The 23,684-nt window shown below is 65.6% G+C and carries 20 protein-coding genes; 9 read left to right on the forward strand and 11 right to left on the reverse strand.

Going from position 1 to position 23,684, the window contains the following annotated elements; genetic code table 11:
• Positions 1–9: 9 nt before the first annotated feature.
• Positions 10–450: a large conductance mechanosensitive channel protein MscL gene (gene mscL / locus VGN93_RS04665; RefSeq protein WP_319323849.1), complete on the reverse strand. Its 441-nt coding sequence runs from the start codon at positions 448–450 to the stop codon at positions 10–12.
• A 186-nt stretch (positions 451–636) separates the two neighbouring features.
• On the opposite strand from mscL, the gene VGN93_RS04670 reads away from it, so the two are divergent.
• Entirely contained in the window at positions 637–4,137 is a 3,501-nt protein-coding gene (locus VGN93_RS04670) for a PAS domain-containing hybrid sensor histidine kinase/response regulator (protein WP_327506541.1), read from the forward strand.
• Positions 4,138–4,198: 61 nt separating this feature from the next.
• Here VGN93_RS04670 and VGN93_RS04675 read toward each other — a convergent pair whose 3' ends face one another.
• Positions 4,199–4,852, reverse strand: a complete 654-nt coding sequence (locus VGN93_RS04675) for a response regulator transcription factor (RefSeq protein WP_319323851.1) — start codon at positions 4,850–4,852, stop codon at positions 4,199–4,201.
• Positions 4,853–4,933: 81 nt separating this feature from the next.
• Positions 4,934–5,362 (reverse strand): hypothetical protein, encoded by a 429-nt coding sequence (locus VGN93_RS04680; protein WP_327506542.1) that lies wholly within the window; start codon positions 5,360–5,362, stop codon positions 4,934–4,936.
• Positions 5,363–5,469: 107 nt separating this feature from the next.
• Here VGN93_RS04680 and VGN93_RS04685 point away from each other — a divergent pair, with 107 nt between their 5' ends.
• The 3 genes from VGN93_RS04685 (at position 5,470) to VGN93_RS04695 (ending at position 7,400) form a co-directional block, all read left to right on the forward strand.
• Positions 5,470–5,817, forward strand: coding sequence for a DUF952 domain-containing protein (locus VGN93_RS04685; protein WP_327506543.1), 348 nt, complete (start codon positions 5,470–5,472; stop codon positions 5,815–5,817).
• On the forward strand, positions 5,817–6,902 hold the full coding sequence (locus VGN93_RS04690; protein ID WP_327506544.1) for a quinone-dependent dihydroorotate dehydrogenase: 1,086 nt from the start codon (positions 5,817–5,819) through the stop codon (positions 6,900–6,902). The genes VGN93_RS04685 and VGN93_RS04690 overlap by 1 nt, the downstream gene beginning before the upstream one ends.
• Positions 6,903–7,097: 195 nt before the next feature.
• On the forward strand, positions 7,098–7,400 hold the full coding sequence (locus VGN93_RS04695; RefSeq protein ID WP_327506545.1) for a DUF2934 domain-containing protein: 303 nt from the start codon (positions 7,098–7,100) through the stop codon (positions 7,398–7,400).
• 42 nt (positions 7,401–7,442) lie between these two features.
• Here VGN93_RS04695 and VGN93_RS04700 read toward each other — a convergent pair whose 3' ends face one another.
• The 3 genes from VGN93_RS04700 to VGN93_RS04710 are packed head-to-tail and all read right to left on the reverse strand — an operon-like array spanning position 7,443 to position 9,568.
• Positions 7,443–8,789, reverse strand: coding sequence for an MATE family efflux transporter (locus tag VGN93_RS04700; RefSeq protein ID WP_327506546.1), 1,347 nt, complete (start codon positions 8,787–8,789; stop codon positions 7,443–7,445).
• 21 nt (positions 8,790–8,810) lie between these two features.
• Positions 8,811–9,299 (reverse strand): CAP domain-containing protein, encoded by a 489-nt coding sequence (locus VGN93_RS04705; RefSeq protein WP_327506547.1) that lies wholly within the window; start codon positions 9,297–9,299, stop codon positions 8,811–8,813.
• 2 nt (positions 9,300–9,301) lie between these two features.
• A complete protein-coding gene (locus VGN93_RS04710) occupies positions 9,302–9,568 on the reverse strand; it encodes a DUF6460 domain-containing protein (protein ID WP_319323857.1) in 267 nt (88 codons plus the stop codon).
• 147 nt (positions 9,569–9,715) lie between these two features.
• Between VGN93_RS04710 and VGN93_RS04715 the strand changes: the two genes are divergently transcribed.
• Genes VGN93_RS04715 through pdeM form a run of 4 tightly spaced genes read left to right on the forward strand, consistent with a single transcriptional unit; the run spans position 9,716 to position 14,687 of the window.
• Positions 9,716–10,657, forward strand: a complete 942-nt coding sequence (locus tag VGN93_RS04715) for a methyltransferase domain-containing protein (RefSeq protein WP_327506548.1) — start codon at positions 9,716–9,718, stop codon at positions 10,655–10,657.
• Between the two features lie 55 nt (positions 10,658–10,712).
• A complete protein-coding gene (locus VGN93_RS04720) occupies positions 10,713–11,348 on the forward strand; it encodes a YitT family protein (protein WP_327506549.1) in 636 nt (211 codons plus the stop codon).
• Positions 11,349–11,405: 57 nt separating this feature from the next.
• On the forward strand, positions 11,406–13,946 hold the full coding sequence (locus VGN93_RS04725; RefSeq protein WP_327506550.1) for a ligase-associated DNA damage response DEXH box helicase: 2,541 nt from the start codon (positions 11,406–11,408) through the stop codon (positions 13,944–13,946).
• Positions 13,947–13,961: 15 nt separating this feature from the next.
• Positions 13,962–14,687, forward strand: coding sequence for a ligase-associated DNA damage response endonuclease PdeM (gene pdeM / locus VGN93_RS04730; protein ID WP_327506551.1), 726 nt, complete (start codon positions 13,962–13,964; stop codon positions 14,685–14,687).
• Here pdeM and VGN93_RS04735 read toward each other — a convergent pair.
• Both VGN93_RS04735 and VGN93_RS04740 read right to left on the reverse strand, forming a co-directional pair.
• Complete coding sequence (locus VGN93_RS04735) at positions 14,684–15,895, reverse strand: PQQ-dependent sugar dehydrogenase (protein ID WP_327506553.1); 1,212 nt, start codon at positions 15,893–15,895, stop codon at positions 14,684–14,686. The two genes, pdeM and VGN93_RS04735, sit on opposite strands and share 4 nt — an antisense overlap.
• 127 nt (positions 15,896–16,022) lie before the next feature.
• Entirely contained in the window at positions 16,023–16,577 is a 555-nt protein-coding gene (locus tag VGN93_RS04740) for a dihydrofolate reductase family protein (RefSeq protein ID WP_327506554.1), read from the reverse strand.
• Positions 16,578–16,691: 114 nt separating this feature from the next.
• Here VGN93_RS04740 and VGN93_RS04745 point away from each other — a divergent pair, with 114 nt between their 5' ends.
• A complete protein-coding gene (locus VGN93_RS04745) occupies positions 16,692–17,198 on the forward strand; it encodes a helix-turn-helix domain-containing protein (protein WP_319323863.1) in 507 nt (168 codons plus the stop codon).
• Here VGN93_RS04745 and VGN93_RS04750 read toward each other — a convergent pair whose 3' ends face one another.
• The 3 genes from VGN93_RS04750 to VGN93_RS04760 form a co-directional block, all read right to left on the reverse strand.
• Positions 17,199–17,993, reverse strand: coding sequence for a TIGR02186 family protein (locus tag VGN93_RS04750; protein ID WP_319323864.1), 795 nt, complete (start codon positions 17,991–17,993; stop codon positions 17,199–17,201).
• Positions 17,990–18,916, reverse strand: a complete 927-nt coding sequence (locus tag VGN93_RS04755; protein WP_319323865.1) for a sulfite exporter TauE/SafE family protein — start codon at positions 18,914–18,916, stop codon at positions 17,990–17,992. Before VGN93_RS04755 ends, VGN93_RS04750 begins: the two co-directional genes overlap by 4 nt.
• Positions 18,917–19,338: 422 nt before the next feature.
• Complete coding sequence (locus VGN93_RS04760; protein ID WP_327506555.1) at positions 19,339–23,259, reverse strand: peptidoglycan-binding protein; 3,921 nt, start codon at positions 23,257–23,259, stop codon at positions 19,339–19,341.
• Positions 23,260–23,684 lie beyond the last annotated feature (425 nt).

The raw sequence follows: 23,684 nt of genomic DNA on the forward strand, positions 1-23,684 counted from the left end.
TGCGAAACCTCAGACGGCTGAACGGCTCTTCAGAAGGTCGCGAATTTCGGTGAGGAGCAGCACGTCTTCCGGCGGCGGCGCGGGCTCGGCGGCACCGGCGGCCTTTTCCTTTTCCAGCGAAGCGCGCATGCGGTTCACACCCTTGATCATCAGGAAGATGATCCAGGCGAGGATCAGGAAGTTGATGAGGACGGTGATGAAGCTGCCATAGGCGAAGACGGCGCCCTGCTCGCGGGCGGCGGCGAGCGACGTTGCCGTCACATTGCCGGAGAGCGCGATGAAGTAGTTGGAAAAGTCGAAGCCACCCCCGGTCAAAGCACCGACGATCGGCATGACGAGGTCGTTGACGATGGATTCGACGATCTTGTTGAAGGCTGCACCAATGATGACACCCACGGCGAGGTCCATGACATTGCCGCGGGCGATGAACGCCTTGAACTCATTGAGCATGCGGGTCTCCTTTTGCTGCGACGCAAGGGCAACCTAGTGTAGTTTTTCACGGGAGGAAACTGGGGCCTATCAATATCTAGGGGTTTACGCACCGTGTATTTCAGCCCCCAACCTTAGACGCAATTTCTTTCCCGGCGTCTTTGGCCTATTCTGCGCAAAGAAGGCCGAAGGACTGCGGGAGGAAGCATGCCGGGCTCGCTGATATTCGCCTTGGCGCTGGCCTATCTGCTGCTGCTCTTCGCGGTTGCAAGTTACGGCGACCGCAAGGCCAAGCGTTCCGGCCATACATCCAAGGGCCGGCCGCTGGTCTATGCGCTGAGCCTTGCGATCTACTGCACGTCCTGGACCTATTTCGGCGGCGTCGGCCTCGCGACCACGCACGGCCTGGAATTCGCCGGTATCTATATCGGCCCGATCCTGATGTTCACGCTCGGCATGCCGCTGGTGCGCCGCATCGTGACGCTGGCGAAATCCGAACGCCTCACCTCGATCGCCGACTTCGTCGCCGCCCGCTACGGCAAGAATCCCGGCGTCGCCGCCGTCGTCGCGCTGATCTCGCTGATCGGCTATATTCCCTATATCGCGCTCCAGCTGAAGGCGGTCTCGAGCTCCGTCTCGGCCATGGTCGATACGACCGGCTTCGGCATCGCGGCCTCGGGCGGCCTCGTCGACCTGCCGCTGGTCGTGACGCTCTTCCTCGCCTGTTTCGCCATCGTCTTCGGCACGCGGCATACGGACGCGACCGAACACCAGGACGGCCTGATCCTCGCCATCTCGATGGAATCGCTGGTGAAGCTCGTCGCCATCGCCTCGATCGGCATCTACGTCATCTATTTCATGTTCGACGGCCCCGGCGACCTCTGGCAGCGCGCCTCGGAAAACGAGCGGGTCATGCAGTCGCTCACCTACGAGACGCCGGTCGCCCGCTGGATCCTGCTGATCGTGCTGTCGGCCTTCGCCATCATCATGCTGCCGCGCCAGTTCCACGTCACGGTCGTGGAGAACCGCACGGCGGGCGAGTTGCGCATGGCGGGCATCCTCTTTCCGCTCTACCTCGTCGCCATCAACCTCTTCGTGCTGCCGGTGGCGATCGGCGGCGTCATGACCTTCAACGGCACGGGCGACGGCGACCTCTACGTGCTGACGCTGCCCATCGCGCTCGACCAGCCGCTGTTGACGCTGGTCGCCTTCATCGGCGGCTTTTCCGCCGCCACCGCCATGGTCATCGTCGCCTCGGTCGCCCTTTCCATCATGGTGTCAAACGACATCGTCATCCCCGTGGTGCTGCGCCGCAACCTCATCGGCGGCGTCGAGCAGCAGGACGACCTTTCGCGCATGCTGTTGCGCATCCGGCGGCTCGCGATCTTCTTCGTGCTCCTGCTCGGCTATGCCTATTACCGTGCCGCCACCACCAATGCCGGCCTCGCCTCGATGGGCCTGCTCGCCTTTGCCGCCATATCGCAGGTGGCGCCGACGCTGCTCGGCGGCCTGTTCTGGCGCAATGCCAATGCGCGCGGCGCCATGGCCGGCATGATCTGCGGCCTCGTCGTCTGGGCCTATCTGCTGTTCCTGCCGAGCATCGGCGTCGCGGACAATGCCTATGTCGCCGAAACGGTGCTCGGTTTCCTCTTCCCCGGCTCCACCATCTTCACCGGTGCCAATGCCGATCCGCTGGTCAACGCGACGTTGCTGGCGATGATGGTCAATATCGGCGCCTATGTCGTCGGCTCGCTGACGCGCAACCCGACCTCGCTGGAGCGGGTCCAGGCCGCCACCTTCATCCGCTCGAAGCCCCGTCTCGAGCGCGCCTTCCGCGGCCGGCGCACCAAGGTGACGGTCAAGGACCTCAAGACGACGATCGCCAAATATCTTGGCGAGGAGCGCATGCAGCGCTCTTTCCACACCTATGAACGCCAGGTCGGCCGCTGGCTGGAGGACAATGCGCCGGCGGACGCCGCCATCGTGCACTTTTCCGAACAACTGCTCGGCAGCGCCATCGGCTCCTCGTCGGCCCGTCTCGTGCTGTCGCTGGTGCTGCAACGCATCGACGACACGCCGACGGATACCGACTGGCTGCTCGACCAGGCGAGCGAGGCGCTGCAATATAACCAGGACATGCTGCAGACAGCACTCGGCCAGATGGACCAGGGTATTGCCGTCTTCGACAGCGCCGGCAACCTCACCGTCTGGAACCGCCGCTTCCGCCAGCTGCTCGACCTGCCGGAATATGTCGGCCAGGTCGGCTTTCCGCTGGCCGACATCGTCGACATCCTCGTGGAGCGCGGCGATATAGCCGAGGCCGACCGCGAGGTGGCGGTGACGCGCATCATGATCTATGACGAACCCTTCGCCTTGGTGCTTTCGGGCGGCGAGCGCATCATCGAAGTGCGCACCAATGCCATGCCGGAAAAGGGCTTCGTCTCCACCTATACCGACATCACCGACCGTGTGGCGGCCGACCGCGCGCTGAAACAGGTCAACGAGACGCTGGAACAGCGCGTCGTGCAGCGCACCGCCGAACTGACCCGCGTCAACACCGAGCTTGCCGAAGCCCGCGCCGCCGCGGAAGAGGCGAATATCAGCAAGACGCGCTTCTTCGCCGCCGCCGGCCACGACATCCTCCAGCCGCTCAATGCCGCGCGCCTCTACTCCTCCTCCCTCGTCGAGCGGCTCGGCGAGACGGAAAACCGGGAGATGATCCACAACATCGATTCCTCGCTGGAATCGGTGGAGGCCATTCTGGGCGCGGTGCTCGACATTTCACGCCTCGATACCGGCGCGATGAAACCGCGCGTGCAGACAGTTCCCCTCAAGGACCTTCTCAAGCGCATCGAGACCGATTTTGCGCCGATGGCGCGGGCGAAGAACCTCAAATTTACCGTGCTGCCCTCGTCGCTCGCCATCCGCACGGACCCGAACCTGCTGCGCCGCGTCGTGCAGAACCTCGTCTCGAACGCCATCAAATACACCAATTCCGGCAAGGTGCTGGTCGGCGTGCGGCGCAAGGGCGGGCAGGCCTTCATCCAGGTGCTCGATTCCGGCATCGGCATCCCCGCCTCGAAATTCCGCACCGTCTTCAAGGAGTTCGCCCGCCTCGACGAGGGCGCGCGCACGGCGCCGGGCCTTGGCCTCGGCCTTTCCATCGTCGACCGCATCTCGCGTGTGCTCTCCCACCCGGTCGAGCTGCAATCGACGCCGGGGCGCGGCACTAGCTTCAAGGTGCGCGTACCCGTCGATGCCGCCGCAAGCCGCCCTGTCGCCGACAAGCCGGCGATCGTGCCGGCGAGCGACGAGCCGCTCCGGGGGCTGCGCGTGCTGTGCATCGACAACGAGCCGAAAATCCTCGACGGCATGCGCCTCCTGCTCTCCGGCTGGGGCTGCGCGGTGACGCTCGCCGAATCGGTGGCGGCGGTCGAGGCGCTGGTCGCGGCCGGCCCGCCTTCCATCGACGCCGTCATTGCGGACTACCACCTCGACGATGGTACGGGGATCGCCGCGATCGCCACGCTGCGGCGCGCGGCGGCGCGCGAAGTGCCGGCGCTGCTCGTCACCGCCGACCGCACGCCGGATGTGCGCGCCGAGGCGGAACGCGACAATATCCTCGTGCAGAACAAGCCCGTGCGCCCCGCCTCGATGCGAGCCTGGTTAACGCAGTTTTCCGGATTGGAAAGAGCGGCCGCCGAATAGGGCTCTTTGGTTTTACGCAATTCCGGACACAAAACCGCTTCGCACTTTTGCCGGAATTGCTCTACGCCGCCGCCTGCGCGCTGCCGATCTTGCCGAGCTGGATGACCGCCTGGGTTCGGCTGTCGACATTGAGCTTCAACAGGATTGCCGAGACATGCGCCTTGATGGTCGCCTCGGAGACGCCGAGTTCGTAGGCGATCTGCTTGTTGAGCAGGCCCTCGGCCAGCATGGCGAGCACGCGCGACTGCTGGGGCGTGAGCGTGCGCAGGCGCGCGATGAGATCGGCCACCTCGCTGTCCTGCTCCGGCGCGCGCACATAGCCGCCCGGCGTGTAGATATTGCCGTCGAGCACCGAGCCGATGCCCTCGCGGATGTCCTCGATGGAGGCGGATTTGGAAATGAAGCCGGAGGCGCCGAGATCGAGCGCGCGGCGGATGGTGGCCGGATCGTCGCTTGCCGAGACCACCACGACCGGCAGGCTCTGGAATTCGGCGCGAAGCGAGATGAGGCCGGAAAGGCCGCTGACGCCGGGCATGGCGAGATCGAGCAGCAGCAGGTCGGCGTTCGGACTGGCCGCGGCCGCCTGGCGCGCCGCCTCGAAATCGCCAGCCTCGACGATATCCGGATTGCCCGCCATTCCGGTGAGCGCCTGTTTCAAGGCGCCGCGGAACAGCGGATGGTCATCCGCGATGATGATCGTGAGTGCCGATGCCATGCGCTCCCTCCCCAGAGTACAAAGACCAGTATGGACCTCGCGACGGATGCGGCACGGTCTTCGCCGGCTAAGGATGCTCCGTCAGGTCTTTCCGGGGATCGCGTCCGTCCCGGGGGCGGTTTCCTCCTCGCCGTCCTCCAGGTTTTTCACGATGCCCATGAACCTTTGCATCATCTTTTCCATGATGCTCATCGTCCGGTCAATCTCTTCATCCGTGGGTAGTGACGGTTTTACGGCTGTTTGCCCGGTTGCGCCGCCTTTTTCCAAAGCTTCGATGCGCTTGGTCAGAAGATCGAGTTCCTTCTCGAAGGCCGCGCGCTCGTCGGCCGCCATGCGGCAGACGATCTGGCCGTCCTGCTCGCGACACAGCGAAACCTCGCCCGTCACCGTATCGAGGCGCACGAGGCCGCTGTCGGTCTTGTCCATGCGATAGCGGCCTTCGCCCTCGGCCTGGGCGGAACCCGCCAGGAGGAGAGCGCCGAAGACGAGGGGCAGAGAGCGAATTCGCATGCAAAATCCTCCAAGGACCGGTTCCCGGGCGTGTCGCCGGTGGACATTCGCCGTTCTTTGCGGCAAGCGCTACCGTGAGAACGGCAGGCAAGGGAGAGACGGACGAGATGGCCAAAACAATCTACAAGATCGTTCCGGCAAGTCTGTGGCAAAAAGCAAAGGACGCCGGGATTTTCGAGGGCGCCGCGATCGACCTCACCGACGGCTTCATCCATTTCTCCACAAGCGCCCAGGCGATCGAGACCGCCGCCCGCCATTTCGCCGGCCAGAGCGATCTCCTGCTGGTCGCCGTCGACGGCGACGCGCTCGGCGAAAAGCTGATCTACGAGACCTCGCGCGGCGGCGATCTCTTCCCGCATCTCTATGCCACCCTGCCGCTTTCCGCCGTGCTTTGGGAAAAGCCCTTGCCGCTCGGGGACGACGGCGCCCACCAGTTTCCGGAGATGACCGCCTGATGTCGCTGCTTTCGACGCTCGGCCGCAAGGGCCTCTTCCTGTTCGATCCCGAAACCGCGCATGGCATGTCGATCGCCGCGCTGAAGACCGGCATCGTGCCGGCCTGCCCGGCGAAGGCCGATCCGCGTCTCGCGCAGACCATCGCCGGCCTCACCTTTCCCAACCCGCTCGGCATGGCAGCCGGCTATGACAAGAATGCCGAGGTGCCGGAAGCGCTGCTGCGCCTCGGCTTCGGCTTCACGGAGATCGGCACGGTGACGCCGCGCGCGCAGGAGGGCAACCCGAAGCCGCGCATCTTCCGCCTCGTCGAGGACGACGCCGTCATCAACCGCCTCGGCTTCAACAATGCCGGCCATACGGCCGCGCTCGAGCGCCTGAAGGCCTGCCGGCGCGATGCGCTGATCGGCGTCAATATCGGCGCCAACAAGGACAGCGCCGACCGCGTGGCGGACTATGTCGCGGGCATCCGCACCTTCTACGATGTGGCGCGCTACTTCACCGCCAACATCTCATCGCCCAACACGCCGGGCCTGCGCGATCTCCAGGCGAAGGACAGCCTGCACGCACTGCTTTCCGCCGTGCTTTCCGCCCGTGCGGAGGAAGCGGCCCGCAGCGGCCGGCAGGTGCCGGTCTTCCTGAAGATCGCGCCGGACCTCACGGAAGAGGGCCTGGACGACATCGCCGAGGTGGCGCTTGCCCATCCGCTCGACGGCCTCATCGTCTCTAACACGACGCTGTCGCGCGCCGGTCTTCGCGATACGCGCCAGGCCGGCGAAGCGGGCGGGCTTTCCGGCAAGCCGCTCTTCGAGAAATCGACCACCGTGCTCGCCAAGATGCGCCGGCGCATCGGCAAGAACCTGCCGCTCATCGGCGTCGGCGGCGTCTCTTCCGCCGAGACGACGGCAGAAAAAATCCGTGCCGGCGCGGATCTCGTGCAGCTCTATTCCTGCATGGTCTATGCCGGTCCGGGACTGGCCGGCGAGATCGTCGGCGGCCTCTCGCGGATTTGCGATCGCGCGCAGATCGCCTCGATTTCCGCGCTTCGCGATACGCGGCTTGCGCATTGGGCCGACCGCGCGCTTTGAGCGCCACAACGGAACCAAACTCGCCCGCCAGGGTTTCTCTCCTGCGGGTGGAGTGCTCGGCAAAAGCCGACACGCAGGGCAATTCCGGCACGCGCGACGCGGTTTCGCGTCTGGAATTGCCGAAGATGCACTGTCGACGGTAGCCTGCACCGATCTCGCCCGAAACGGCCGAAAAGGCCAGGAAGGGACGATACCATGGACGACCATGACGAACGGATCCGGCAAAGGGCTCACGAAATCTGGGAGGAAGAAGGCCGCCCGGAAGGCCGCGAATATTCGCACTGGCTGCGCGCGCGGGCGGAGATACGCGAGGCGGACAACGGTGCCCCGGAGCGGGCCAGCAAGGCCGATATCGCTCTGAACACGCTACCGCCAGGCACCGTGCCGGAAAATCCGACGGCGGAAAACCCCGACCGCATCGCCCGCCCGAAACCGGTGCGTGCAAAAAAGCCGCTTGATGCCCGGGACATCGATACCCAGCTCGACCAGCCCTTCTGACGGTCGAGCGCCCGGGCCGGGGTTGCGCTCCGGCCCGACGCGCTAGCCGAATTGCCGGCCGGCCAGCGCCGGCAGGCGCAAGGCCAGGAAAATCCCACGGAATGCCAAAAACAAATTGAGCGCCAGCCAGAGGCCGTGATTGCCGAAGAGCGGCACGAAGACGGCGAGGGCCAGCAGATAGCCGGCAAAGGCCACCAGCATCATGTTGCGCATGGCCGACGACCAGGTGGCGCCGATGAACACCCCGTCCATCTGGAAGGCGAGCGCGCCGGTGATTGCCGTCAGCGCCGCCCAGGGCAGGTAGGCCGCCGCTTCCGCCCGCACGCTTTCCGTCGTGGTGAGCAGGCCGATCACATCCGCCCCGAAGACGAGGAACAGCGCCGTGGTAATGGCGCCGAGACCGAAGGACCAGAGCATGGTCAGCTTCACCGCGCGGTCGAAGGCCGGCCGGAAATTCGCGCCGAACGCCCGGCCGACGAGCTGTTCGGCCGCATTGGCGATGCCGTCGAGATAATAGCCGGCGACGAGGAAGATGTTCATCAGCACCGCATTGGCGGCAAGCACGAGCGGGCCGAACGACGAGCCGATGCGCGTCATGATGGCGAAGGCGCCGATCAGCACGAAGGTGCGGATCATGATATCGCGGTTGAGCGAGAAGAGCGCTTTCAGCCGCGCGCGGGCGAAGATTTCCGCGCGCGTCGGCCGGTTCGCGCGGTCGAAACGCGAGACGACGATGAGGAGGCCCGCCAGCATGCCGATCGTTTCGCCGGCAAAGGTTCCCCAGGCGATGCCGGCAATGCCCCAGCCGAGCCCGAGGCCGAGCGTGATCGACAGCACGATGTTGATGCCGTTGATGATCGCTTGTAGCAGCAGCCCCGTCATGCCCTGCCCGCGGCCGAGCACGAAGCCGAGCAACGCATAGTTGGCAAGCGCCATGGGGGCGGATAGCACGCGGATCGCGAAATAGGTCGAGGTCACCGCCGCAACGCCCGGCCCGGGCGCCATCAGGAAGAGGCCGGCGGAGAGCAGCAGCGGCGAAAGCAGCGCGATCGCCAGCCCGCAACAGAGCGCGATCGTCAGCGAACGCCAGTAGACCGCCTGTTCCTCGCGCCGGTCGCCACGGCCGAAGGCCTGGGCAACGAGGCCCGTGGTGGAGGCGCGCAGAAAATTGAAGCTGCCGAGCAGGAGATCGAACAGCACCGCGCCGACGGCCATGCCGGCCAGCGCATCCGCCGAGCCGAGCCGACCGGCAACCGCCGTATCGGTGAGCCCGATCAGCGGCGTCGTCAGGAAGCCGAGCGTCATCGGAATGGCGATCGCCAGCACGAGGCGGTGCGTCACCTCGAAGGGGCCGGCCTCACGGTTTTCGCTTGCTGCCGTCGCGTTCATGTCCCCGCCCCTGGCTTTTGCTTAGCTCGACAGTACCATCGCCCAATAGGGCCGGTTTCCGGTTGCGGGATTGGAGACGACCGCGACGCCAAGGCCGCGATAGCCGGCGCCCAGCATGTTTTCGAGATGTTTTGGCGAGCGATACCAGGCGTCGAACGCGTCTGCGGCGCTGTCCTGCCCGGCCGCAATGTTTTCCGCCGCCGGCAAGGCGACTTCCATGCCCTTCATGCGCTTCAGGAAATTCGCGCCGAAGCCGATATTGTGTTCCATCTTGCCCGCGGACGCCATGCGGCTTGCCTGGTCCATCGCGGCGCGGCTCGCCGCCTTGTCGATGGCGAGCGCCGGCAGACCGCGATCACTGCGCAGCTTGTTGACGAGGGCGAGCGAGGGCGGCGTCTGGTCGCTGCCGGTGCCGGCAGAGGGCGTCAGCACGCTCGTGGTGGAACAGCCCGCGGCAAGTGCTGCGACGGCGGCCGCGGAGGCGGCAAGAAGAGTGCGGCGGGAAACCATGGTCAGCGGCGATAGCTCAGCATACGGATGAGGATGAAGATCGGCACGACGATGACGGCGCCGAGCAGCAGGTAATCACCGATGCGGCCGAGCGCCTTGAAGCCGGTGTTCCACAGGTCGACCACGAAATCGCGGGCGGCAAAAAGAATGTCGTCCGGGTAGAGCCCGAAGACCGACATCAGGAAGCCCACGGCCACCGACAGGATCAGGAGCTTGATAAACACGCGCAGCGGTGTGTCGCCGAGAAACCCGTTCACGCCATTGGACATGGGCTGATTCTCCAAAAATTCGTTCGCTTCCAGATAAGCTGTCACCGGTCCCGCGGCAAGCAAGCGGCTTCTCAACGAGAATTCGCTTGCCTTTTGCCGCGGCCCTGCCATGTAGCTCCGCCAGTTTCCCCGTTTCCACAGGCCCCGATGACGAGCCCGCATTTCTCCTCCGGCGACCTCATCGCCGACCGTCGCGCCGACTATGCCCGCATGTTCGCGGAATCGGGCGAGTTCGCGGAGGCGCAGGAACTCATGGAACAGGCGCTCGAGCAGGTGCCGATGTGGGCCGCCGGCTGGTTCCGGCTCGCCGAATATGCGGAAAAATCGGGCCGGAAGGAGGCGGCGACGGCAGCCCTCGAAAAAGTCCTGGCGCTCGACCCGACCGACATTTTCGGCGCCGGCCTGAAACTCGCCGTGCTCGGCGCCAGCGCGACGCCCGCCGCACCACCAAGCCCCTATGTCGCGCGCCTCTTCGACGACTATGCCGACCGTTTCGACACGGCGCTCGTCGAGCGGCTGGAATACACCGTGCCCCGCACGCTCGCCCGGCTGGTGCGCGAGCATGCAGGCGAGAACGCGCAGTTCGGCCTCGTCTCGGATATCGGCTGCGGCACCGGCCTGTTCGGCGTGGAAATCCGTCGCCATGCCGGCCGGCTGGAAGGCTTCGACCTTTCCGCCGGCATGCTGGCCAAGGCGGGCGAGAAGGCCGTCTACGACCATCTGGCGCAGGCCGACCTGTCGCGGCCAGCGGAGACGAGCGGCCTGTTTGCCGATGCGTCGGAAGCCCGCGCCGACCTCGTCAGCGCCGCGGATGTGCTGATGTATCTCGGCGATCTCGCCGAAGTCTTCCCAAGCGTCGCCCGCCTTGCCAGGCCCGGCGGCCTTTTCGCCTTTTCCGTGGAGGATGGCGGCGACGGCGACGCGCCGCTGCTGCGCCCGTCGCTGCGCTATGCCCATCCGGAAGCCTTCATCCGTCGGCGTATGGCGGAGAACGGCTTCGATCTCATTGCGCTCGAAAAGAGCGTGATCCGGCAGGATGCGGGACAGCCGGTGCATGGCCTGCTCTTCCTCGCGCGCCGGCAGGCATAGGCTTGCGCCGGCAGCGCGGCGCTATACAACTGAAAAACACCTTCGGAGATCAGGCATGGACGTGGACAAACGGCGTTTCGGCTTCTGGAATCCCACCCCTACCCGCCATACGCCGCTGGAAGATGCGCAGGGCCTGTTTGCGAGCAGCATGATCGCGGCGCTTGGCCTCGCGCTGATGAGCAGCGCCGGGCTGGTGGCCAGCGGCACCGCCGGCGTCGCCTTCATCCTGCACTATCTCACCGGCTACAGTTTCGGCCTGTTCTACACCGTCGTGAACATCCCCTTCTACGTTCTGGCGTTGAAACGCCTCGGCTGGGCCTTCACGATCAAGACCATCATCGCCGTCTCGCTCACCTCTCTGATCACCGAGTTGCAGCCGCATTTCGTCAGCATCGAGAGCATCGATCCGATGTGGACGGCGGTGCTGGCCGGCATCCTGCTCGGCTTCGGCCTGCTCGGCCTCTACCGCCACCGTGCGAGCCTCGGCGGCGTCGGCGTGCTGGCGGTCTACCTGCAGGAGCGCTTCGGCATTCGCGCCGGCCTTGTGCAGCTCGCCTTCGACCTCGTGGTGCTGGTCGCGGCCTTCCTGGTCGCCCCGCCCTTCATCGTGTTTTGCTCGGTCGTCGGCGCCGTGGTGCTCAACCTCTTCCTGACCGTAAACCACCGCGCCGACCGCTATATTGCCATGTGATCCCATTTTTCGCGGGGTGCGGCTTCACATTCGATGGGCCGTCACTAGCTTAAACGCGTGAACAGCTTCGATTCTACCTCTGGCGAAACCGCCGCCGGCCTTGCCCTGCTGCCAAAACCCTTCGCCGACTGGTTCGCGGCCAAGGGCTGGCAGCCGCGCGCGCACCAGATGGAACTGCTCGCCCGTGCCACGGCCGGCAAAAGCCTGCTCCTCATCGCGCCGACCGGTGCCGGCAAGACACTCGCCGGTTTTCTTCCCGCGCTGACCGATCTTACGCGGCGCGGAAAAATCCCGCCTGGCTCCGCCTTCACCGGGATCCACACGCTCTATATCTCGCCGTTGAAGGCGCTCGCCGTCGATATCGAGCGAAACCTGATGAAGCCGGTTTCCGAGATGGGCCTGCCGATTTTGGTCGAGACGCGCACCGGCGACACGCCACAGGCCAAGCGCCAGCGCCAGCGGCTGAACCCGCCCGATATCCTGCTGACCACGCCCGAGCAGGTGGCGCTGCTGATCGCCAACGGCGAGGCGGAGCGCTTCTTCAAGGACCTGAAATATGTGATCTTCGACGAGCTGCATTCGCTCGTCACCTCCAAGCGCGGCCACCTGCTTTCCCTCGGCCTTGCGCGACTGCGCCGGCTGGCACCGGGGCTTCGCACCATCGGGCTTTCGGCCACCGTCGCCGAGCCGATGGACCTGCGCCGCTGGCTGGTCGAGCAGGCGACGGACGCGGAAAGTCATGCCGGGCTCGTTACGGCACCCGGCGGCGCTAAGCCGATCATCACCATCCTGAAGAGCGAGGAGCGCGTGCCGTGGTCCGGCCATTCGGCGAAATATGCCATGCCGGAGGTCTATGAGGCGATCAAGGCGCACCAGACGTCGCTGCTCTTCGTCAACACGCGCAGCCAGGCGGAAATTCTCTTCCAGGCGCTCTGGAGCATCAACGAGGACACGCTGCCGATCGCGCTGCATCACGGCTCGCTCGATGTCGGCCAGCGCCGCCGGGTGGAGGCTGCGATGGCGGAGAACCGGCTGCGCGCCGTCGTCGCCACCTCGACGCTCGACCTCGGCATCGACTGGGGCGACGTCGATCTCGTCATCCATGTCGGCGCGCCGAAGGGCGCCTCACGGCTGGCGCAGCGCATCGGCCGCGCCAACCACCGCATGGACGAGCCGAGCCGGGCCATCCTGGTTCCCGCCAACCGTTTCGAGGTGATGGAGTGCCAGGCCGCCCTCGACGCCAACTATCTCGGCGCGCAGGATACGCCGCCGGTCGGGCAAGGCGCGCTCGACGTGCTCGCCCAGCACGTGCTCGGCATGGCCTGCGCCGCGCCCTTCGACGAGGATGCGCTGTTTGCCGAGATCACCTCCGCTTCGCCCTATACCGAGCTTTCGCGCGAAAAATTCGGCCGCATCGTGCAGTTCGTCGCGACGGGCGGTTATGCGCTGAAGACCTATGAGCGTTATGCCCGTATCCGCAAGACGGTGGACGGATTGTGGCGCATCTCCAACCCTGGGGTCGCTCAGCAGTATCGCCTGAACCTCGGCACGATCGTCGAAATGCCGATGCTGAACGTGCGCATGGTCAAACGCGGTGCAAAAGGCATGGTCGGCCGCGGCGGCGCGGCGCTCGGCAAGGTGGAAGAGTATTTTCTGGAGATGCTGGCGCCCGGCGATACGTTTCTGTTTTCCGGCAAGGTGCTGCGCTTCGAAGGGATCCGCGAGAACGAATGCCTCGTCTCCCAAGCCTTCTCGCTCGATGCGAAGGTGCCCGCCTATGCGGGCGGGAAATTCCCGCTTTCCACCTATCTCGCCGACCAGGTGCGCAGCATGCTGGACGATCCGCAGCGTTGGGGCGCGCTTCCCGATCAGGTCCGTGACTGGCTGGCGTTGCAACGGGACGTCTCTGCCCTGCCGAAACGCGACGAGCTTTTGATCGAGACCTTTCCGCGCGGCAGCCGCCACTACATGGTTGCCTATCCCTTCGAGGGGCGGCTGGCGCACCAGACGCTCGGCATGCTGCTCACGCGCCGGCTGGAGCGCGCCGGCCGCCGGCCGCTCGGCTTCGTCGCCACCGACTATTCGCTCGCCATCTGGGCGCTCGACGACCTCGGCTACACCTTTGCCATCGAACGGCCGTCGCTTTCAAACCTCTTCGACGAGGACATGCTGGGCGACGACCTGGAGGCCTGGCTCGATGAAAGCTTCATGCTGAAGCGCACCTTCCGCAATTGCGCCGTGATTGCCGGCCTTATCGAGCAGCGCCATCCGGGCAAGGAAAAGACCGGGCGGCAGGTCACCGTTTCCGCCGACCTGATCTACGACGTGCTGCGCAGCCACGAGCCGGACCACATCCTGCTCGAAGCCACGCGCAACGATGCGGCGGCCGGGCTTTTGGATATACAGCGATTGGGCGATATGCTGGTGCGAATCAAGGGCCACATCACCCACCGCCGGCTCGACCGCATTTCGCCGCTCGCCGTGCCGATCATGCTGGAAATCGGCAAGGAAACGGTGGCGGGCGAGGCGCAGGATTCGCTGCTGGCGGAGGCGGCAGAGGACCTGATCGCCGAGGCGATGGGCGAGACACAGATCTAGGGATTTAATGCACGCATGCAGAGGCTGGCTCTGGCATCGATGGAGATACAGGATTTCGGCGCCGTCTCGGCCCGCACCGTCGTTGCCGGCGTGGAGGCGGTGTGCGATCCGCTCGGCGCGCTCTACCTGCCGGAAACCCGCCTGCTCGTCGTCTCCGACCTGCATCTCGAAAAAGGCGCCGCCTTCGCGCGCCGCGGCATGCTGCTGCCGCCCTACGATACGCTGGCGACGCTGAAGGTGCTGGAAGCCGTGATCACCCGGCACGATCCGGCGATCGTCGTCAGCCTCGGCGACAATTTTCACGACCGCGTCGGCTCCGCCCACCTGCCGGAAATGTTCCGCACGAAGATAACGGAGCTCGCGCGCGGGCGAGACTGGATTTGGATCAACGGCAACCACGACCCCGATGGCACCGTGGACCTGCCCGGCCAGTCGGCCGACGAACTGCACTATGCCGGCCTCGCCTTCCGCCACGAGCCGTCGCTCATTTCGCCGGCCGGCGAGATCGCCGGACACCTGCATCCGGCCGCCACCGTCATCCGCCGCGAAAAGGCGGTGCGCCGCCCCTGTTTTGCGACCGATGGCAAGCGCATGCTGATGCCCGCTTTCGGCATCATGACCGGCGGACTCGATCTCCGCCACAAGGCGATGACCGGCCTCTTCGACCGGCCAAGCCTCGTCGCCCACATGATGGGCCGCGACCGCATCTATTCGGTGCGCTTTGCCAATCTGATCGGCTAACTCGCCTTCACCAGCCTGAGGATCGTCGAGCCACCACCGCGCTGCTCGGTGATGGCGAAGACCGTGCCGTCGGGTCCGACCTTGACATCGCGGATGCGGGCGTCGAGGGCCACGCGCTCCTCGTGGCGCACCCGGTCACCATCCATGTGCAGCACGACGAGGCCCTGGCTGACGAGGCCGCCGATGAGGAATGCGCCTTTCCATTCCGGAATGGCATCACCATCGTGGAAGGCCATGCCGGAGGGGCCGATGACCGGATCCCAGTAATAGACGGGCTGCTCTGTGCCTTGCAGCGTCGTGATGCCCTCGCCCACCGGGCCGCCGCTATATTCGATGCCGTAGGTCACCTTCGGCCAGCCGTAGTTCTTCCCCGCTTCCGGCCGGTTCAGCTCGTCGCCGCCCTTCGGCCCGTGCTCGACGGTCCACAGCCGCCCCTGGCCATCCAGCGTGGCGGATTGCAGGTTGCGATGGCCATAGCTCCAGATTTCCGGCAGCGCGCCGTCCGTGCCGACGAAGGGATTGTCGGAGAGTGCCTTGCCGTCCGCATCGATGCGGAAAACCTTGCCGAACCCCTTGTCGAGATCCTGCGCGCCGACGCGGGTCTCGCGGTCCGAACGCTCGCCGACCGTCACATAGAGCTGGCCCTCCCGCCCGAAAACCAGTCGCGAGCCAAAATGCTTGTCGCCGTCATAGGTCGGCATCTGCTGGAAGATGACTTTCACGTCCTTGAGCGCCAGCTTGCCGTCCTCCTCGGTCAGCTCAGCCGAGGCGACCGACGTGCCGTTGCCGCCGTCGCGCGGTTCGGCGAAGGAGAAGTAGATGCGGTTCGAGCTTTCGAAATCCGGCGCCAGCGCCACGTCGAGCAGGCCGCCCTGCCCCTCGGACATCACCGCCGGCACGCCTTCGATCGGCGGGCTCGCCTCGCCGTTCTCCTGCGAGACGACATGCATGGCGCCTTCCTTCGTCGTCACCAGGATGCGGCCGTCCGGCAGAAATTCCATCGCCCAGAGCTGTGGCAGGCCTTCCGCCACGACATCGACGCTGATCTGCGGCACCGCGGCGGGAAGGGCCGCGCGGGTCTGGTTCTCGAAGGCCGGGGTCTGGTCCGGCGCGTTGGCCTCCGCGGTTTCCGCCGTCTGGGCGAAGGCTGGTGCGGCGAGGAGGGTGGCGGCGAGCATGGTTCCGGCAAGAAGAGACGTCGTGCGCATGGCTGTTTCCCTTGGGTTCGATCGCAAACGAGACGGCGGATCGCGCGTCCGCGATCCGCCTTAATGACCGAAGGGGTCGACAGCTTGATTTGTTTCAACACATCTCTTCAAGAAATGTTTATCGGTCTCAGGCCGCGCTCGGCGCGTAGCGCGCGAGGATCGCGCCGTTGGAAAGCGGCTTGGCCTCGATCAGGTCGAAGTCGCGCCGCCCGCCCTGCTTGAAGAAGGGCGTGCCCTTGCCGAGCTGCACCGGCACGATCGCCAGCATCACCTCGTCGACGAGCCCGGCCTCTAGGAGAGAATCCGTCAGGTCGGCGCTGCCGAAGACGTAGATCGTCTTGTCGAGCGCCTGCTTGCGCCGGGTGATTTCGCCGGCGATGTCGGTCGTGACCTCCGTGTTGTTCCAGTCGGAGGCCGTGATGGTGCGCGAGGCGACGAGCTTCGGCAACGCGTTCATATAGGTCTTCACCTCGGTCTCGCCTTCCGCCGTCGTCCAGTAGGCCTTCATGCCCTCATAGGTCACACGGCCGAAGACGAGCAGGCCGGCGCTTTCGCCGAATTCGCTGCTGAGCTTTTCCAGCTCCGGACCCCAGGCCCTGTTGTGGAAGTCGAGGTCCCATTTCTTCTCGCCCTCGAAGAAGCCGTCGAGCGTAACGAGGTTCCAGACGATTACCTTTGCCATCTTCCCGTCCTCCCTTGCGGCATCTGCCGCGTGAAACTTAACCGGTTGCGATTTGCAACTGGTTGATGGATAGCGAAACTGATTGTACTATGCAAGCAGTTTTTGGAGAATCGCATGAAAGATGCCCGCCGCTCGGGTTGCCCGATCAACCTGACGCTTGAAATCCTGGGCGACCGCTGGAGCCTGATCGTGCTGCGCGACATGATGTTCGGCAATCGCCGCCACTTTCGCGAACTGCTGACGAAATCCGACGAAGGCATCGCCTCCAACATCCTGGCGGACCGGCTGCGCCGGCTGGTCGAGGAAGGCCTGATCAGCAAGGCGGACGATCCGAGCCACAAGCAGAAATCGCTCTACAGCCTCACCGAGATGGGCATCGCGCTGGTGCCGGTCTTCGCCATGATGGGCGCCTGGGGACGGCGCTTCCTGCCGGTGACGGAGGAACTGTCGATCCGCGCGGAACTGCTGGAGGATGGCGGTCCCGCGCTATGGGACGATTTCATGGAAGAGTTGCGCGCCATTCATCTCGGCGCGCCGCGGCCGGCCCGCTCCGTCTTCGGCGAACTGCGCGCCGCCTATGAGGCGACCGTAGCACGGCGGCTGGCCGCAGCCGCCTGCTGATCAATCCTTGCGGAAGACGACGCTTGCCAGCCAGCCGGTGATGAGGGCGAGGAAAACGGAGAAGGCGCCGTAGGCGAGCGAATTGCTGTAGGCGGCGTTCGAGATCATCTGCTCGATGCCGGTCTTCATCACGCGCAGCGGCAGCGCCTTCTCGGCGATGAAGACGCCGTCGCGGAAGAGGTGGGCGCGCACGACATGGGTGCCGTTCGGCACGCTCGCCGGCAGCTTCACCGTCGCCTTGAACAGGCTGGCGCTGATGAACTGCACGCCACCCGGATCGCGCTGATAGAAACCGCCGCTTTCCTTGAGCCGGCGGAAGGCCTCGCGGAATTCGGTGATGTTGCTGCCGTCGCCGAGGAAGCCGACCGGCGACAGACGGATATGCTGGATGCCGACGCCCACACCGTTCAGCATGGCGGGTTCGGCGATCGTCTCGACGTCGCGCGTGCTCGACAGCGAATAGGATTCCGGCACGAGCTCGAAGGTCATCGAGCGGCGGTTGACCCAGATGCCGAAGATGCGCTCCTTGATGCGCACCGTATTGTTGTCCTTCGGTCCCTCCAGCGCCACGACGATATCGTATTTGCGCTGGGTGAGCAGCGCCGGGTCGTAGCCTTCGATGGCGCCGAAGATCGTGAGGTCCGCGCCGCGGAAATCCGAGGAGATCGCGATCTCGTCGGTCGAGATGCCGATCTCCAGCTTTTCCGGAAATTCCACCGGCGGGTCTTCCAGCACCTGGGCTGCGGCCGGAAAGGCCAGGCCAAACGCAAAGAGAAGGGCGAAGAGCGCTCTCATCGATAGACCCCCTCGCTGACGACGGAGTAGATATCGGCGGGTGTCGCGACGAGATCGACGGCCAGGCGGGCGCCGACGGCGAGCACCAGCAGCGCCAGCAGGGCGCGCAGCTGTTCGCCGCGCAGCTTCTGGCCGACGCGCACGCCATATTGCGCGCCGATCACACCCGCCACCATCAGGATGAAGGCCAGCACGATATCGACCGAATAGTTCGTCGTCGCCTGCACGACGGTCGTATAGGCCGTGACGAAGATGATCTGGAACAGCGAGGTGCCGACGACGACGTTTGTCGGGATGCGCAGCAGATAGATCATGGCCGGCACCATGATGAAGCCGCCGCCGACACCCATGATGGAGGTGAGGATGCCGATGCCGAAGCCGAGGCCTATGACCGGAATGATGCTGAGATAGATCTTCGATTTCTTGAAGCGCATCTTCAGCGGCAGGCGGTGCACCCAGCTGTGCTGGCCGGGGCGGCGCAGCGAGACGGGCTGGTTGTTTGCCGCGCGGCGCAGCGCCCGGATGCTTTCGAGCAGCATCAGCGTGCCGACGGTGCCGAGCAGGACCACGTAGAGAAGCGAGATGACGAGGTCGAGCTGGCCCATGCTGCGCAGGATCGAGAAGATCCATATGCCGGCCGTGGCGCCCGCGAGGCCGCCGGCAAGCAGCACGGTGCCGAGCTTGATGTCGAGCGTGCCGCGCCGGAAATGCGAGAGCGCGCCGGATACCGACGAGGCGACGACCTGGTTGGCGCCGGTCGCCACGGCAACGATCGGGGGAATGTTGTAGAAGATCAGGAGCGGCGTGATGAGGAAGCCGCCCCCGACGCCGAACATGCCGGACAGGAAACCGACGGCAGCACCCATGCCGAGAATGATGAAGATGTTCACCGAGAGCTCTGCGATGGGCAGATAGACAGTCACAATGATACCCCGATCGGCACTATTTTTCCCGCACGCGCGGATTTATCCAGCAGTCGCTTCACCTGTTTTGCCCGCCGCCGAGCTTGCTCGTCCGGCCAGGCTGCGGATGCACGGAAACGCCGCGCCGCGGGAAGGGAGGCCCCCTCCATCGGCCGGTCGCACCTTGCATCACACAAGGATCGGTCATGTTGCCGTCCTCTATGATAAGACGTCTCAGCGACGCGTATCATCTTGGAGCGACACGTAATTTTTCTACTGCATAATTCCTCAAATCAGGGCCGATTTAAGGATGAGACGTGCAGCACATACAAAATGCCACAGCGACCTTTGCGTATCATTAACGACACGCGGTGCTGTGGCGACTGTCATGCCCGCAGGGTATGGTCAAAGCCGGAGAACGAGGTTCTCCGGCGATCGGCCGATCAGCTCGGCTGCTTGTTGCGCTTCAGCAACTCCGTCACCAGCGCATCGTCGATCTCGCCGGTTTCCTTCTGTCCGACGGACTTCTGGAAGGCCTTGATGGCGGCGACCGTCTTCTTGCCCATCTCGCCATCCGGTGCGCCGGCCTTGAAGCCGTTGTTGTTGAGGATCGCCTGGATGTTGCGGATCGCCTTCTTCATGTCGACGCTGGCGGTCTTGGTCGGCTTGCCGACCCATTCATCCGGCAGGTCCGCCGAATTGGCCTTTTCGTCGAGCGGCTGCGGCTTCCACAGTTCCATCTTCGCCTTGGCGCTGGAAAGCTGCTCCGGGCGCATGGCGTTCGCCACCTCGTCGCGCTTCTGCGCCGCATCGTTGTCGCCGTCGCGGGCGGCGATGGCGAACCACTTGTAGGATTCTTCCAGATCCTGGTTCACGCCGTTGCCGCGGGCATAGAGGATCGCGAGGTTGAACTGGCTGTCGCGAACGCCGAGCTCGGATGCCTTCTGGAACCACTTTGCGGCGCCGTCGAAGTCTGGCTGCGCCGTGCCGATGCCGGTGGCGAGCAGGACGGCGAGGTTGTGCATGGCGCTCGCATTGCCCTTGTTGGCCGCGATTTCGTAAAGTTCGCGGGCACGGGCGAGGTCGCGCTCGACGCCCTGGCCCTTTTCGTAGAGGTTGGCGAGGCGGTATTCGGCCGGCGCGAAGCCGCGGGCTGCGGCCAGCTCGTACCAGCGGGCGGCTTCCGCCAGATCCGTCGCGACGCCGCGGCCTTCCGTGTAACGCGCGCCGATCTCGAACAGCGCCAGCGCATCACCCTCGGTCGCAGCCTTGGAGAGCGAGGCCGGGGTGATGGCTTCCGGAACGACGATCGCCGCCGTCTGGGTCTGGTCTACCGGCGCGGTCTCGGTGACGGCACTCGTGTCCTTGCCGTCCGCAAGCGGTTCGGCTTCCGGCGTCGTGACCGGCTCGAAGCCGGCGGTGGCGTTGTCGTCGGTCGTCGCCGGGGCCGTCAATGCGTCGGAACCGGTGGCGGACGTATGGGTCGGGGCGTCGATGACGAGGTCGTTGTCCGTGCCGGCAAGGCCGCGCGCCTCGGCATCCTCGATAGGGGCAGGATCTGTCAGGGCAGCGTCGCCCGTGGGCTCCGTCGCGACGCTGTCGCCGGCGGGCTCCGTTACGGCCTCTTCGCCAGCGACCGGTGCGGCGGCGGTGTTCGCCGTCACGGCTTCGCCCGTGCCCGTCACCGTATCGACCGGCGCGGCTTCGTTCGTGTCGATCGCCGTCTGCTCGACGACGACCGGGGCTTCGTCGCCCGTCACCAGCGTGCTGACCAGCGGATAGGACATGATCACCAGCAGAATGGCGCCGACGGCAAGCAGGATCGGCCGGCGGTGGCGCGAAAGGGCGGAGGCAGGTGCATCACCGTTGGCGACCTTGTCCGACTTCTTGGCCGGGGCGACGCGGGAAATCGTGTCGGCTTCCTCGGCGGCAACCTTTGCGGCGCGGCGGGCGGCGGCGATCTGCGCGGCCACCCGGTCGCCCTCGCCGGCCGTTGCCGTGCGATTGCCCGAGGCCTGGCCGGCGCGCACGCGCTCCAGAATGCGGCGGACGTCCGGCACGCCGGAGCCGGGCTCCAGGAGCTGGTTCGCCTCTTCCGGCGCCAGTTCGTCGGTGGGGTCGATCGACGGCGTCGGGTCGATCTGGCGGCGCTCGACGACGGGAGCGGCCTCCTTGCGACCCGGCTTGAAGCGGCGCTTCAGGCCGGCCAGCAGGCCGACCTTCTTCTGGGCTTCCGCCGGCTGCTCGACGGCAAGGGCCACGGTCTCTTCCCCGATCGCTTCAACCGGTTCCGGCCGCTCGGGAACGGGAATCGTCTCGATCTCGATCTCGGCGAAGCGGGTTTCTTCCTCGCGCGGCTCCACGACTTCGGCCGTGCGGGTCTCGCCGGCGCCGAAGCCGTCATCGTCAAAAGGGTAGTCGTTACCGTACTGGCTGGAGGCGCGTTCGTTGCCGCGGTCCATATCCATGGCCATGGCAGGCATTTCGGCGCGCGGCATCGGGCTCTCGCGGCGGCCGAAATTTTCGCGCGGGGCGTCGAGATGTTCGAGGCGGCCGGCGATCTGCACCAGCGTGTCGTGCAGGGCATCGAAGGTGCGCGCGGTGCGCTCCTCGCTGGAGCGGGTCAGCTCCTCGAGCATGCGCAGGTCGTCGGCAAGGCCGGCGATCGCTTCCATGTCGGTCGAGGCGGCCGCAGTCGGGCCGGCATGACGATAGGCTTCCATCACCGCTTCTGCGGCCTGGCGGGCGGCTTCGACGATATATTCGTCGTTGGTCGCCATGTAGTCCTCGATCGTCGCGAGGCGGTTCTCGACCTCGACCGGCACGGCAGCCGTCGACGGCGTGCTAATCAGCGTGGAGAGATGGGCGATCTGGGCTTCCAGGCCGCGCAGCGCCTCATGGTCGCCGACGGGCGCTGTGCGGGTCGCATCCAGCCGATCGGCGATTGCCGAAAGACGGCCCTCGATATGGTTGAAACGGTCTTCCTGGAACGGGCTGCCGACGGGCGCGTCGAGGCCGTCGATGCGGCGGGCGAGTGCGTCCAGGCGCTCGGCCAGCTCGCCGGTGACGCTGCCCTGGTCCAGCGCGTCGATCTTGCGGGAGATGTCGGAGAGGTAATAGGCGAGCTCTTCGTTGTCCTGGTTCTGGGCGGGCGCGGCCTGCTGGCTCTGCTCCAGCATCAGCGATAGCTGCTCGATGCGTTCTTCGAGGCGCAGTGCTGCCCGCTCGTTCGACATTTCCTCGATGCGGCTCGCCAGCGCCTCGATGCGCAGGCCGAGGCCCTGCTCCGGCGCCACCGGGGCCGGGCGGCGGGCGATCAAATCGAGCTGGCCGGCGAGATCGGCGATGCGGCCTTCGAGGCGCTGCATCATCGGATTGTCGGTGGCGGATGCCTGCTGCATGCGGCCGGCGGCGGCAATCGCCCGGCTGATCTCGTCGAGGCGCGAATCCAGCCCCTCGAACTGCGAGGTGACGGCGGAGACGAAACGGCCGTCGTCCGGCTGGGACTGGCGGGCCAGCATGTCGATGGCGCGGGCGATCGTCTCCAGCTTGCCTTCCAGCGCATGGATGGCCGGCGTCGCGCTGAGGCCGCCGATCTGGGTCTTCAGCTCGTCGAGCCGGTAGGCAAGCGCCACCAGCTCGTCGTCCCGCGTCTGGTCGAAAATGGTGAGCTTCTGCTCGACACCGCTCCAGCGGTCTTCCATGCGGCGCACGGAATCCTCGCGGGCAAGGCCGTCCAGCACCGAGCGCAGTTCGTCGAACTCGACGCGCAGCCCGTCCGTCTGGCCAGACTGGCGGCCGAGCTGGTTGATGCCCGTGGAAAGACGCAGCAGTTCCTCGCGCACGTCGTCATTGCCATTGCGGCCTTCGGCCACCTGGCGGATGCCGCGGATTTCCGAGCGCAGCGACTGCATCTCGCGCTCGAGCCCGTCAGCAATGTCCTTCTTCAGGTCCTGGCGCAGCGAAACGAGCGCCTTGGCGATGTCCTCGACAGAGCCTTCCGCGCGTACCGGTGCGGCGGTGGACGTGCCATAGGCAGCGTGCGCCTGCTGGGCAGCGGCGTAATGATCGCTGGAAACGGGGCGGCGCTCCATGCGGGGGACGACACGCTCGCGCGTGCCTTCGATGGCGCGCTGGCGCTGCATGATCTCGGAGACCGGATCGTCGCGGAGCGGAATGGTGCGCGCCGGCTCGTAGCGGGCGGTTTCGCCGCGCGGCGCGAGCCGCTCGTCCGTCCGCCCGCGCGCCTCGCGGCCGTTCGCCATCAGTCCCTCGATACGGGCTTCGAGCCCTTCGATGGTGCGATTGAGCGCATCGAGCGAGGATCTTTCGCCTGGGCGTTGCGGGTTTCGCGATCCGTTCATCTTTTGCCTCACTTTGGCGGCCAACCGGCCTGCCGGGAGATACCCTTGAGGCGCTGCCGCCCGGCTGCGCCATTTTATTTCCACTTCGGAACGGGGTCTTCGCCCGCTGCCGTCAGCCGTTGGAAACAGTATCGTCCCCGTCTCTCCCGGGTCTGCCGCCCGGAAGGAACAGAGGGAAACGAAGTGATTCCCGATCCCACGCCCTCAAGCGCCACAATTCATGAAACGTGGTAAACAAGGCGTTAACTACCCCGGAAATTTTTTAACGATTTACTCATAGAATGCCGTTTGGGAGCAAAGACGACCGCTAGCGGCACAGCGACGGTGCAGCGCCTCCTTCCGCTCCCCCCTCCCCGGCGAAAAATTCGAGGCCCTTGCGTTTTGACGTTTACGCAAACGTCAAAGTTTTATAGTATTCCAATCCA

The organism is Shinella sp. (assembly GCF_035998705.1).
Lineage (GTDB): Bacteria > Pseudomonadota > Alphaproteobacteria > Rhizobiales > Rhizobiaceae > Shinella.